Annotated in this window: 10 protein-coding genes; 5 read left to right on the top strand and 5 right to left on the bottom strand. The window is 71.2% G+C overall.

The genetic code is table 11. The features are described from left to right. The first annotated feature begins 40 nt into the window (after positions 1 to 40). A complete protein-coding gene (locus Srubr_RS34095; protein WP_373313417.1) occupies positions 41 to 607 on the top strand; it encodes a hypothetical protein in 567 nt (188 codons plus the stop codon). Here Srubr_RS34095 and Srubr_RS34100 read toward each other — a convergent pair. Further along, a complete protein-coding gene (locus Srubr_RS34100; RefSeq protein WP_189992234.1) occupies positions 600 to 1,130 on the bottom strand; it encodes a DUF2165 domain-containing protein in 531 nt (176 codons plus the stop codon). The two genes, Srubr_RS34095 and Srubr_RS34100, sit on opposite strands and share 8 nt — an antisense overlap. Before the next feature lie 203 nt (positions 1,131 to 1,333). Here Srubr_RS34100 and Srubr_RS34105 point away from each other — a divergent pair, with 203 nt between their 5' ends. Beyond that, the gene (locus tag Srubr_RS34105; protein ID WP_189992232.1) at positions 1,334 to 2,449 is read left to right on the top strand and encodes an ADP-ribosylglycohydrolase family protein; all 1,116 of its coding nucleotides are present in this window, start codon (positions 1,334 to 1,336) and stop codon (positions 2,447 to 2,449) included. 6 nt (positions 2,450 to 2,455) lie between these two features. Here the strand turns inward: Srubr_RS34105 and Srubr_RS34110 are convergent, their stop codons facing one another. The 3 genes from Srubr_RS34110 to Srubr_RS34120 form a co-directional block, all read right to left on the bottom strand. After that, positions 2,456 to 4,012 carry a sodium:solute symporter family protein gene (locus tag Srubr_RS34110; protein ID WP_189992230.1) on the bottom strand — a complete coding sequence of 519 codons (1,557 nt, stop codon included), beginning with the start codon at positions 4,010 to 4,012 and terminating at the stop codon, positions 2,456 to 2,458. Positions 4,013 to 4,220: 208 nt separating this feature from the next. Continuing rightward, positions 4,221 to 6,056: an MFS transporter gene (locus Srubr_RS34115; RefSeq protein WP_189992228.1), complete on the bottom strand. Its 1,836-nt coding sequence runs from the start codon at positions 6,054 to 6,056 to the stop codon at positions 4,221 to 4,223. Positions 6,057 to 6,257: 201 nt separating this feature from the next. Further along, complete coding sequence (locus Srubr_RS34120) at positions 6,258 to 8,888, bottom strand: D-alanyl-D-alanine carboxypeptidase (RefSeq protein WP_189992226.1); 2,631 nt, start codon at positions 8,886 to 8,888, stop codon at positions 6,258 to 6,260. Positions 8,889 to 9,069: 181 nt separating this feature from the next. On the opposite strand from Srubr_RS34120, the gene Srubr_RS34125 reads away from it, so the two are divergent. The 3 genes from Srubr_RS34125 to Srubr_RS34135 all read left to right on the top strand — a co-directional run bounded on the left by Srubr_RS34125 (position 9,070) and on the right by Srubr_RS34135 (position 11,339). Then, positions 9,070 to 9,825 (top strand): GOLPH3/VPS74 family protein, encoded by a 756-nt coding sequence (locus tag Srubr_RS34125; RefSeq protein ID WP_189992224.1) that lies wholly within the window; start codon positions 9,070 to 9,072, stop codon positions 9,823 to 9,825. A 276-nt stretch (positions 9,826 to 10,101) separates the two neighbouring features. Further along, entirely contained in the window at positions 10,102 to 10,959 is an 858-nt protein-coding gene (locus Srubr_RS34130) for a helix-turn-helix domain-containing protein (RefSeq protein WP_189992223.1), read from the top strand. 188 nt (positions 10,960 to 11,147) lie between these two features. Then, a complete protein-coding gene (locus Srubr_RS34135) occupies positions 11,148 to 11,339 on the top strand; it encodes a DUF397 domain-containing protein (protein ID WP_030615831.1) in 192 nt (63 codons plus the stop codon). Between the two features lie 175 nt (positions 11,340 to 11,514). Here the strand turns inward: Srubr_RS34135 and Srubr_RS34140 are convergent, their stop codons facing one another. Then, positions 11,515 to 12,021, bottom strand: coding sequence for a glutathione peroxidase (locus Srubr_RS34140; protein ID WP_229926557.1), 507 nt, complete (start codon positions 12,019 to 12,021; stop codon positions 11,515 to 11,517). Positions 12,022 to 12,061: the final 40 nt, after the last annotated feature.

The following is a 12,061-nucleotide window of genomic DNA, read 5'->3' on the forward strand; positions in this document are numbered from 1 at the left end:
CGATGCTGGACGGGGCCCCGTAGCGGAGGAGATGCGTCCCGTGGCTGCCCGACTGCCCTCGTGGGCCTGGGTCACCGGTCTGACGGCGGGGGCGACCGCGGTCGTCGTCGCCCTCGCCGTACAGGCGGACGCCGGGCCGCATCCCACGGCCGCCGCCGCGGCCCGGCCCGGCCCGTCGGCGTCGGCGAGCCCGCACCCGTCCGGGCCGGCGTCCGCCCCGCAGGCGCCCGAGCTGCCGGACGACTCCGGTGACGGCCGCCGGATCGTCTACTCGCTGGGCGCCGAGCGGGTGTGGCTGGTCGACGCGACCGGCAAGCCGATCCGCACGTTCCCGGTGTGGCCGGGCACGGTCGACCCGCGGCCCGGCCGCTACTCGATCACCCTGCGGACCCAGTCCCTCAAGGGCTCGGACGGCGTGGAGATCGAGCACGTCATGTACTTCACCAAGGCGGACGGCGTGAACATCGCCTTCTCCAACGCCCTGGACGGCGCCTCCCCGCCCCCCGCGAACGGCCAGAAGCTGGGCGGCATCCGCCTGCACAAGGAGGACGGGGCCGCCCTGTGGTCCTTCGGCGACCAGGGCACGCGGGTCGCGGTCGTCAACTAGCGTCCGTCTCCGTCCCCGCCCGTGACTGCGGCTGCCGGGCGGGGAGCTGGTTGACGATCAGCGCGACCCCGCTGATCAGGAAGATCCGGGTCGCCGCGTCCAGTCCGTTCCACGCCTCCGACTGCCACATGGCGAACCACTCGCCGCCGATCGCGATGAACCCGCCGCCGAACAGCAGCATCAGCATCAGCAGCCCGTAGGTCGACCAGCGCCGCGCGGAATCGTCCCTGCCGCGCGCCCACAGCGACGTCCCCCAGATCAGCAGCAGGGCCGCCACGCTCTCCCACACGATGATCAGTACGTAGGCGGTGTCCTCCAGGGCCGTGCTCGTCACGGCCCGCCACTTCAGGTTGCCGTCCTTGAACGTCGTGTCCATCGACAGCACGTGCCGGACGTAACTCTGGTTGGTCCCGAAGTCGGTGATGTTCCCGAACGCGACCAGGGTGATGTAGAGGGCGAGTATGCCGGTGAGCACCCCGGCGGCGAGCCGGAGGCCGGTGGGGCGGGTGGGAGTGGTGGTCATGGCTGGATTCTCTCCCGTCCAACACCGGCCTCGCCCACGGGTATTGAGCCAGAGGGCCGGTGAACCGGGGGGATCGCCGGGACGAACGCGGCCGGTCCGCCGGACAACGACCCGTGGGGGCGGATTTGTCCCGCTGAACGGGCCGTTCCCGGTCGATTACAGTGCTGCGCGTCGTACAGGCGGGCGGTGCCAGGGGAGGTCTGGTGGAGGTCACGACCGGTGCCGTCTGGGGCCGTGCCGAACAGCAGGACTATCGCAGCAGGGTGCGCGGGACCCTGCTCGGGGTGGCGGTGGGCGACGCGCTCGGCGGGCCCGCCGACGCCCTGTCCCTGGGTGAGATCCGGGCCGCGTACGGCGGTGAGGGGCTGCTCGACCTGGCCCCCGGGCACGGCCGGCGCGGCAGCGTCACCCACCACACCCAGCTGACCCTGTTCACCGTGGACGGGCTGATACGCGCCCAGGTACGGCGGGACACCGGCGCCTGGCACCCGCCGACCGACCTGCACCGGGCGTACCTGCGCTGGGCGGCCACCCAGCGGGACTGGGGCCCCGACGAGCGCCGCGCGGAGGACGGCTGGCTGGCCCGCGAGGAGTGGCTGTACGCCCGCCGCGGCCCCACCCGCGCGCTGCTCATCGGGTTCGGCGACCGGACCATGGGCACGCTGGAGTCCCCGAAGAACCCGGACGAGCGGGGCCCCGAGGCGGTCGCCCGCTCGGCACCCTTCGGGCTGCTCGTCGGCTGGGAGCCGCAGCTCGTCGTCCAACTGGCCGTGGAGTGCGCGGCCCAGACCCACGGCCATCCCGTCGCCTACCTGTCGGCGGGCGCGTACGCCGTGATCGTGCACGCGCTGGCCCGGGGCGACAGCCTGGACGGCGCCGTGCGGCGGGCGCTCGCCCTGCTCACCGCCCGCCCCGGCCACCGGCCGGTGTGCGACGCCCTCCAGCACGCCCTCGACGCGGTACGGCAGGGCATCCCGACCCCGGCCCGGGTGGAGGAGCTGGCCGGCGACGGCACGGCGGACGGGCTGCTGGCCGCGTCCGTGTACTGCGCGCTGGTGGGGGAGGACGTACGGCACGGGCTGTGCCTCGCGGTCAACCAGAGCGGCCCGTCGGCGGCGGCCGGCGCCCTCACCGGGGGCCTCCTCGGCGCCCTGCACGGCGAGACGGCCCTCCCCCCGGCCTGGCTGGCCGAACTGGAGGGCCGCCCCACGCTCCTCGAACTCGCCGACGACTTCGCGATGGAGATGACCCAGGGCCCGGCCCTGCACGGACCCGCCGGGGCGTCACCGGGGTGGCTGGCGCGCTACCCCCGGGCGTGAGGCCCGCTACGGCGCCCCCACCACGTCGTCCCCCGCCTTGGCCGGCACCGGGACCGCCGCCCCGTCGCTGTCGGTGTTCACCTTCTCGATGATCGCCAACCGCTCCGGGGTGTCCTCCGGCTTCAGGTAGCCGATCAGGACGTACAGGACCAGGGAGACCGCGAGCGGCACCGAGACCTGGTACTGGAGCGGCACACCGCCGTCCACGTTCCAGCTGATGGGGTAGTTGACCAGCCAGAAGGCCAGCAGGCCCGCCGCCCAGCTGGTGAGCGCCGCCGTCGGCCCCGAGCGGCGGAAGGCGCGCAGCAGCCCGAGCATCATCGGGATCGCGATCGGCCCCATCAGCCCCGCCACCCACGTGATGACGACCGTGATGATGTCCTTGAACGCGGGGGAGTTGACCTGGGTCGCCACCGCCATGGACAGGCCGAGGAAGACGACCGTGGTGACCCGGGCCGCGATCAGCCCCGAACGCGCGCCCCAGCCCCGCGCCCTGGCCGACAGCACCGGCGCGAGGTCGCGGGTGAAGACCGCCGCGATCGCGTTGGCGTCGGAGGAGCACATGGCCATGGTGTGGGAGAAGAACCCGACGATGACCAGGCCCAGCAGCCCGTGCGGCAGCAGCTGTTCGGTCATCAGCGCGTAGGAGTCGGAGCCGTCCGGCTTCTGCGCCTGTACGAGCAGCGGGGACATCCACATGGGGAAGAACAGCACGACCGGCCAGACCAGCCACAGGATCGCCGACAGCCGGGCCGAGCGCTCCGCCTGGCGGGCGCTGCCGGTGGCCATGTAGCGCTGGGCCTGGTTCAGCATGCCGCCGTTGTACTCGAACAGCTTGATGAACAGGAACGCCAGCAGGAACACCGTGCCGTACGGGCCGACCAGCGGTTTCTCGTGCCCGTGCAGCGCGGGCTCGTCCCAGGCCCCGAGGAAGCCGATGTTCTTCTCGTTCAGCTTCACCACGACCGCGACGAACATGGACAGCCCGGCCAGCAACTGGATGACGAACTGGCCGAGTTCGGTCAGAGCGTCCGCCCACAGGCCGCCGATCGTGCAGTAGATGGCGGTGATCACGCCGGTGATGAGGATGCCCTGGTTCAGCGAGACCCCGGTGAACACCGACAACAGCGTGGCGATCGCCGCCCACTTGGCGCCCACGTCCACGATCTTCAGCAGCAGGCCGGACCAGGCGAGCGCCTGCTGGGTCGGCAGGTTGTAGCGGTTCTTCAGGTACTCCAGCGGGGAGGCCACGTGGAGCCGGGAGCGCAGCCGGTTGATGCGCGGCGCGAACAGCTTCGACCCGATGGCTATGCCGAGCGCGATGGGAAAGGACCAGGTGATGAAGGAGGTGACGCCGTAGGTGTAGGCGATGCCCGCGTACCCGGTGAACATCACGGCGCTGTAGCCCGACATGTGGTGCGAGATGCCGGACAGCCACCAGGGCATCTTGCCGCCGGCCGTGAAGAAGTCGGAGACGTCGTCGACGCGCTTGTGCGACCAGACACCGATCGCGACCATCACACCGAAGTAGCCGATGAGCACGGCCCAGTCGAGACTGTTCATGTGCCCGATCGTGGTTCCGCCCACATGAACGCGACAAGCAACAGGAAGGTCAAGTCAAGGTAAAATCGTTCGTTGCGGTGACCGTTAATCAGATATGTGAACAGGCAGGTGATGTGGCGGCCCGGTCGTCACGGGCTCCCGCCCGTCCACCCGCCGGATCATCCCCACGGCCGAGGCCGGCCGCGCCCCGCGCGACCGGCCTCAGTCGTCACTTCAGCTCGTCCGGGCACGGCGTACCGCGCGGCAGCTGGTACGGCGCGGCCAGCCGGTACGTCCCGGCCTTCGGCGCCATCAGCACCGTCCACCGGTCCCCGTTCGCGTCCTCCGGTGTGTGCGTAAGACATCCGTTGACGTTCCGGTATGTCTTGGGCGTACCGGAGGACTCCTGCGGCGGCTTCAGGCTCTTGCCGTGCTCGTCGACGATGCTCAGCCACGGCGAGTACGGGATCCGCACCAGCACCCGGCCGGGCTTGCGCACCCGCAGGGTCATCTCGACCTGGTCGGCGCGGTCCACCACCGCGTTCGGCTCGGCGAGCGGCGCCGGGTCGGTCACCTTGAACAGCTGCCAGTTGGCGTCGCCCCAGACCTGCTTCAGATAGGGCATCCCGCTGCGCAGCAGCTCCCGCTCCCGCTTGCCGCCGGACCCGTCCAGGTCGTCCTTGGGCAGCACCACGTAGTGCACGGCCCAGCGCTTCAGCCACTCGTGATAGCTCGCCGAGTTCAGCGTGTCGTCGTAGAAGAGCGGGTTGCGCTCCATGTCGGCCTGCCGGTTCCAGCCGCGGGCCAGGTTGACGTACGGCGCGAGCGCGGACGCCTCGCGGTGCGAGCGGGCCGGGACCACCTCGACGCGGCCCTTCTCGGCGCCGCCCTTCTGCAGCTCGTGCACCAGCGGGGCCAGCTCCCGCGCCCAAGACGCGGCCGGGGTGGTGTGGATGATGTCGTCCACCGACTTGTAGCCGATCCAGCCGACGAAGCCGAGGAAGGCCAGCACGGTCAGATACCACTTGCGCGACTTCGGCACCGTGTACGGCAGCGCCGCGATCAGGGCGGCGCCCGCGAACAGCATCGGCAGCCGCGAGATGTTCGACCCGATCTGCGAACTGATCAGCCACACCAGCACCACGGCGACGCTGTAGACGGCCGCCGTCAGCCGGACGGTCACCCACCGCTTGGGCACCAGGAACAGGCACAGCAGGCCGTACAGCAGCGGCATGACCACCGAGCCGAACCCCATCGGCTGGGTGCCGGAGAACGGGAACAGCCAGGCCGACACCGCGACCACCGCCGACGGCGCGAGCCCCAGCGCCCAGGCGCCGGGCCGCCGCTTCTGGAGGAACAGGGCGACCGCGACCAGCCCCACGAACAGCCCCGCGACCGGCGAGGACATCGTGGCGAGCGCGGCCAGCGGGGCGGTGACCAGGGCCTTCGCCCAGCGCTTGGTCCGCCACCGGTGCGGCCAGCAGAACACCGCCGCGACCGCGCCGAGCGCGAACATCATGCCGAGCCCGAAGGTCACCCGCCCGGAGATCGCGTTGCACAGGAAAGCGAAGACCCCGGCGAGCGAGGCCCACAGCGGGTTCCTCACCACCCGGCTGCGGATCAGCACCAGCGTCAGCAGGCCCGCCGACACGGTGCCGGCGACCATCATCGTCGTACGGACGCCGAGCACCGACATCAGATACGGCGACACCACGCTGTACGACACCGGGTGCATGCCCCCGTACCAGGCGAGGTTGTACGCCGAGTCGGGGTGCCGGCCGACGAACTCCGCCCACGCGTCCTGGGCGGCGAGATCACCACCGCTGTTCGCGAAGGTGAAGAACCAGATGATGTGCAGCACACCCGCGAGGGCCGTGACCGACAGCACGGGATGCCGCAGCAGCCGGCGGCGCAGCACCCCGAGCCGGGTCCGCGGTTCCGCGGCTTCGTCGGGGGGCACCCCGGGGGCGCCGCCGTCCGTGCCGCTCCCGGACAGGCGTATTCGCGCGCGGGCTCCCGGGCCCGGTTCGGCGTCGTCGGCGCGTGTCGGCTCCGCTGTGGCCACTGAAGGCACTCCCGTGTCCCGTCTTCTGTTCTCGGCCGCTTCCACGGTGTACCCGGCCGCTTTCCGATTTCTTCCAGTTCGCGGCCCTGTCTCGCGTGACCGGCGACCTGCCCCGATTCGTGACGCTAGCACGCACCCCGTCGCAAAGGCTCCTGGGTTCGGCGCCGGCGACGGGGTGCGGTGGCGGGGGCGGGCCGGTGGTCAGCCCAGGCGGGTCAGCTTGGCGCCGAACCCGGGCTCGGCCAGATCCTTCTGGAGGGCGACCGGAACCTTGACCGCGGCGGCAGTGCCGTCACCGACGGTGAGGGTGCCGACGCGGGTGCCGGCCTTCGCGGTGTGCGGCACCGTCCCGGAGGCGAAGGTCAGCCTGACCTTCAGGCCCGCCCAGCCGGCCGCCGTGACGTCCTCGGTGACCACGACCGGGGTGTGACCGCCGAGCCGGTCGTCCACATAGCCGACCACATCGCCCTTCTTCAGGACCTTCGCCGAGGTCAGCGCCTCCTCGGCGGCGAGCAGCGCGGTCTTGCTGACCGCGTTGGCGGTGCCGAGGATCGGCGTCTTGTTCTGGCCGAGGATGGCGCCGACGATCGTGACCGTCTGCCCGCCGACCTTCTTGCGGGAGGCGAAGAGCAGGTTGCCGCCGGCCTTGGTGGTGCTGCCGGTCTTGATGCCGATCGCGCCGATGCGGTAGGGCAGCTCGTTGTAGTTGGGCCAGTTGCGGCCAGAGGGGTCCGTCCAGCTCGCCGCGCTGGTGATGGCGACCAGGGCCGGGTTCTTGACGACCGCGCGACCGAGCTTCACCTGGTCCTCGGCCGTGGAGACGGTGGTCTCCTTCAGGCCCGAGGGGTCGGTGTACGTGGTGCCGGTCATCCCCAGCTCCTTGGCGGTGGCGTTCATCTTCTTCACGAACGCCGCCTCCGAGCCCGCGTCCCAGCGCGCGAGCAGCCGCGCGATGTTGTTGGCGGACGGGATCATGACGGCGGACAGGGCCTGCTTCTCGGTGAGGTGATCGCCGGCCTTGACGGTGTTCAGCGTGGACTCGCCGTCCTTGTCGTAGCCGCCCTCCTTCTCCGCCTTCGGGTCCACCTCGATCTTCGGACCCTCCTGCCCCGGCTTCAGCGGGTGGTCGCGGAGGATGATGTAGGCGGTCATGGTCTTGGCGACCGAGCCGATGGCCACCGGCTTCTGCTCGCCGAAGCGCCCCATCGTGCCGATGCCGTCGCCGTCCACCCAGCCCTGGCCCTCGTCCGGCCAGGGCAGCCGGGTCGTACCGCCGTCGAACGTGTAGGTGTCCTCGGCGGTGAGCGCGAGCGCGGGCGCCGGCAGCGGACGGAACGTCTGCACGACCGCGAAGATGATCGCCAGGAGCAGGACCAGCGGGGTCCAGATCTTGATCCGGCGCACGAGCGTGCGGACCGGGGTCTCCGGGGGCGGCGGCGTGTTGGTCAGCTCCGCCAGCAGGTCCAGCGGGGGCTTGGGCGGCAGCGGCTGCTGGGTGGTGCGCTCGGGGCCGATCCGGGGCACGGCGGTGGTGGCCTCGGACACGGGCGCCTTGCCCTCCGGGGGCGTGCCCTCCTTGGGCGTGCCGTCCTTCGGCGCGGGGGCCTTGCCGGCCGGGCGCATGTCGTCCTTCAGCGCGACGAACTTGCTGGTGCGCTCGGACTCGGACTCGGCGGACCCGGGGCCGGCGGCCTTGGGCTTGCCGGTGTCGCCGACCTTGAGCATGGTGGTGGGCTGGTCGACGGCGGGCTTCTTGGGCTGTACGGCCTTGAAGACAGTGGTCGGCTGATCGACGCCCGCGGCGGCGGCAGCGGGCTCGGTGCCGGGGGCGGCGTCTTCCTTCGCGTCGGTGCCGGCGTCCGCGTCGTCCTTGGCGCCGGTGTCGTTCTTTGCGTCTGCGTCTGCGTCTGCGTCTGCGTCTGCGTCTGCGTCTGCGTCTGCGTCCGCGGCCTCGTCTATGTCGGCCTTGGCGTCCGGGGTCGCTTCGGCGTCCGTGTCCGCCTCGGGCTTGACGGCGGTGCCGGGCTGGCCGTCGGACTCCTCCTTCGCGTCCGCCGTGCCCTTCTCCTCGGCGTCGGCGTCGGCTTCCGCCTCCGGCTCGTCCTTCGCGTCGGCACCGGAGTCGTCGTCAGCGCCGTCCTGGACGTCATCCTTGCCGGCGACTTCGTCCTTGCCGTCGGTGTCGTCCTTGCCGTCGGTGTCGTCCTTGGCGCCGACCTGGCCGCCGGCGTCGGCCTTCGTCCCGGCATCCGCCCCGTCGCCGTCGCCGTCCCCGGCACCGGTGCCGGACGAACCCTCAGAACGGGAGTCGGCAGGGGAGCCGGACGACTTGTCATCCGCGCCCTCGGCCTCCCCGCTCGGCGAGTCGTCGGCGTCCGTGTCGGCATCGGCGCCGGCCGCGGGGCGGGACGAGCCCTCGGCCTCCCCGTCGGACGAACCCCCGGTCGCCGCGGCCTCCTTGGGCGACCCCTCGTCCTCGGCCCCCGCGGCACCGCTTCCCTTTGCAGTCGCGTCGGTCCCCGGCTTACGGATCCACGCCGAGACGGCCGCGCGCAACTCCTTGTCCCCGTCGGCCGGGACGGAGTCCTCCGCGCCGGACGGCTCGTCGGACCCGGCCGGCGTCGCGGGCCCGGCCGGGGTCTCGGGTCGTACCGTCAGGACCTGCGTCGCCGTGTCCCTGCCGCCGGCCGGGGAACCCTTTTCGCGGGCCACCGTCAGCCGCGGGTCGCGCGCCTCGGGAACCGAACCCGCGCTCTGTGACGTCGGTTCCGCCGACGACTCCGGCTGCTTCGACCTGTCGGGGGACTCGCCCGCCACCGATGCCTCCTCCATGCGCCGCACGCTTGCGCGCGCGCCCTGTCCGAACCATGTACCAGTGTCCTGTGTGAGGGCATGGCCCCTGCGGTAGACGAGAACGACATACCTACCGGTTCCCTTACGAACCGGTCACGCACCCTCGACAGACCAATGTGAGAGGGGTCACCCTGTCATTCATCCACGCGGGGAGGCATGGATGGGCAGGAGCCGCAGAACACTTCCGGAGGAGCTTCTGTTGCTGGCACTGGACCCGGCCACGGGTACCACTGCGCAGCCGCAGTCGCTCGACCTCGGTCTGGCCGGTGCACAGCTAGTGGAGCTGGCGCTGGCCGGACGGATAGCCCCAGACGGGGATCGTATCGCCGTGGTGGTGCCACGGCCGACAGGAGATCCGACTCTGGACAGCGCGTTGGAGTTGCTGCGCAGGCGTGGCGCTCCGGTACGTGCCGTCCACTGGATCGGCGGGCCCCGGCTGGGGCTCAGGCAGACCTATCTCTCGCATCTGGAGCGGTGCGGCATGGTCGCCGCCGTACCCGGCCAGATGTGCGGGGTGCTGCCGACCACGCGGTACCAGGCGACCGACACCGCCATCAGCCGGGAGATCCGAGCCCGGCTGGATTCCGCGATCCGCACCGGCGTACCACCGGACCCGCGGACCGCGGCGCTCGCCGCCCTGGCGCACGCCGTCGGGCTCGGTAAGCACCTGTATCCGGGGAACGAGGGGCGCTCGTCCCGCTCCCGGCTGCGGGACCTGATCCGGCACGACCCCATGGGCGGGCTCGTCGCGCACGCCGTCATGGACGTACAGAACGGCGCGGCGGCCCAGCCGCGCCGGGGCTCGGCCTCGGGCGGCCGGCAGGCCGCGTCCGGAGCCAGGGCCGCGGCGGAACCCGCACGCGGGGTTCCGATGCAGCCGCACCGCGGGCCCATGGCCCGTGCCGTGGCCCACTGAGCCGCACGCACGACCGCGTACCGGGCCGTGGCCTCGCCGCGCACGGACCCGGTACGCACAGACCCGGTTCGGGAGCCGCTGGTCGGAGCGGGACGGTGAGACCGCTGTCGTGGTCCCACCGTCCCGCTCGACTGCGTCCACCCGTTCGAAGGGCGTCGTCGGGGGCGTTGCATATCCGCCGTTTCCCAGCGCTGGCAAGCACCTTGGTGGCAGTCTGCTGAACAGCAGATACGGAAAGTGTTGAGTCACAGGCAGGCAGCCGGAGGTGCACGTCCCGTGGCGTCCAATGTCAATCCCACCGTAAGGCGACGCCGACTGGGCCAGGAGCTGCGCAGACTCCGCGAGCTCAAAGGCATGACGGCCGAGGAGGTGGCGGAGCGACTGCTGGTGTCGCAGTCGAAGATCAGCAGGCTGGAGAACGGCCGGAGGAGCATCAGTCAGCGCGATGTGCGCGACCTGTGCGGGGTGTACGAGGTCGAGGACAAGCGGATCGTCGACTCCCTGATGGAGATGGCCCGGGACTCGCGGCAGCAGGGCTGGTGGCACACCTTCGGGGACATCCCGTACAGCGTGTACATCGGCCTGGAGACCGACGCCGAGTCGCTGCGGGTGTACGAACCGCAGATCGTCACGGGCCTGTTGCAGACCCGCCCCTACGCCGAGGCGCTGGTGCGCGGCGCGTTGCCGGAGACCTCGGCGGACGAGATCGACAAACGCGTCGAGGTGCGGATGCGGCGGCAGGAGCGCATCACCACCGAGCGCAACCCGCTGCGGCTGTGGGTGGTGCTGGACGAGGCCGCGCTGCACCGGGTGGTGGGCAGCAGACTGGTGATGCGCGAGCAGTTGGAGCACCTCATCGAGCTGTCCGAGCTGCCGCACGTCACCGTGCAGGTGCTGCCGTTCGAGGTGGGCGCGCACCCGGGCATCAACGGCCAGTACGCGATCCTGGAGTTCGCCGACGCGGCCGACTCCAGCGTGGTGTACCTGGAGGGCGTCACCAGCGACCTGTACCTGGAGAAGGCGCAGGACGTGCAGAAGTACGCCGTGATGTACGAGCACCTGCGGGCGCAGTCGCACAATGTGGAGGTGTCCCGGCAGTTCATCGCGGAAGCGGCGAAAAGGTACGCCGACTGAGACGAGAGGGGCACGGGCGCGGGATCGTACACCGCCGGTCCGCTTCAGTGGAAGGCTCGCCTGGAATATGCCATCCGGTCGAGTGAACGGCTCCTCCGCCGAAGGAAGTTGCCCGCTAGCGTCGATCACGCCAATCGGACGACACGGTTGGCGCGTACCGGACCACCGCAACCGCAACAGGAGTGGACATGGCACTGATTCAGGGCGCTTCGGAGACGTGGATGAAGTCGTCGTACTCCGGGGGCAACGGCGCCTGCGTCGAGGTCAAGGCGCCGACCGCCGCCGAGCTCGCCGTCCGTGACTCCAAGGACATCGAGGGCCCGGTGCTGGCCTTCCCCGCCGACGCCTGGAACGCCTTCGTCGCCTCCGTCAAGGCGTAAGGGCCTTCGTCAAGGTGTAAGGGCCGCCTGCACGGCGCCAAGGGTCCTTCCCGGCCCTGCCCGGCACGACAACTGCACACGCACCACCGAAGAGCCCTCTCGACCAGTCGCCGTCCTTGCCGAGAGGGCTCTCTCCTTGTCCCGGCCGGCCGGTACGCGGCACGGGCAGCCGGGGTCAGCCCAGCTGGGACTCGATCGCGGCGACGACCTCGGCCGAGTCCGGCTCGGTCTGCGGCGAGAACCGGGCGACGACGTGGCCGTCCCGGCCGATCAGGAACTTCTCGAAGTTCCAGCGGATGTCCCCGCTGTGCCCCTCGGCGTCGGCGAACCCGACGAGCCGCTCGTACAGCGGGTGCCGGCCCGGGCCGTTCACCTCCACCTTCTCGGTCAGCGGGAAGGTGACGCCGTAGGTCGCCGAGCAGAACTGGGCGATCTCCTCGGCGCTTCCCGGCTCCTGCCCGAGGAACTGGTTGCAGGGCACGCCCAGCACGGTGAAGCCGCGTGCCGCGTACCGCTTCTGCAGCTCCTCCAGCGCCGAGTACTGCGGGGTCAGGCCGCACTTGGAGGCCACGTTCACGACGAGGACGGCGTTGCCCGCGAACCGCGGCAGATCCGCGGAACCGCCCTGGAGGGCACCGATCTCGACGTCCAGCGGGGAGCCGCTGTGCTCAGTAGTCGTCATGCCATCGGATGCTAGTCCCCCCGGCCCTCCCCACCCCTGG

Source organism: Streptomyces rubradiris (genome assembly GCF_016860525.1).
In the GTDB taxonomy this organism is placed as follows: Bacteria; Actinomycetota; Actinomycetes; order Streptomycetales; family Streptomycetaceae; genus Streptomyces; species Streptomyces rubradiris.

What these genes read in the sequence shown, in the direction of transcription:
- Srubr_RS34100 (WP_189992234.1), bottom strand. Translation starts at nt 1,130, where the DNA reads ATGACCACCACTCCCACCCGCCCCACCGGCCTCCGGCTCGCCGCCGGG.
- Srubr_RS34125 (WP_189992224.1), top strand. Translation starts at nt 9,070, where the DNA reads ATGGGCAGGAGCCGCAGAACACTTCCGGAGGAGCTTCTGTTGCTGGCA.
- Srubr_RS34140 (WP_229926557.1), bottom strand. Translation starts at nt 12,021, where the DNA reads ATGACGACTACTGAGCACAGCGGCTCCCCGCTGGACGTCGAGATCGGT.
- Srubr_RS34135 (WP_030615831.1), top strand. Translation starts at nt 11,148, where the DNA reads ATGGCACTGATTCAGGGCGCTTCGGAGACGTGGATGAAGTCGTCGTAC.
- Srubr_RS34110 (WP_189992230.1), bottom strand. Translation starts at nt 4,012, where the DNA reads ATGAACAGTCTCGACTGGGCCGTGCTCATCGGCTACTTCGGTGTGATG.
- Srubr_RS34120 (WP_189992226.1), bottom strand. Translation starts at nt 8,888, where the DNA reads ATGGAGGAGGCATCGGTGGCGGGCGAGTCCCCCGACAGGTCGAAGCAG.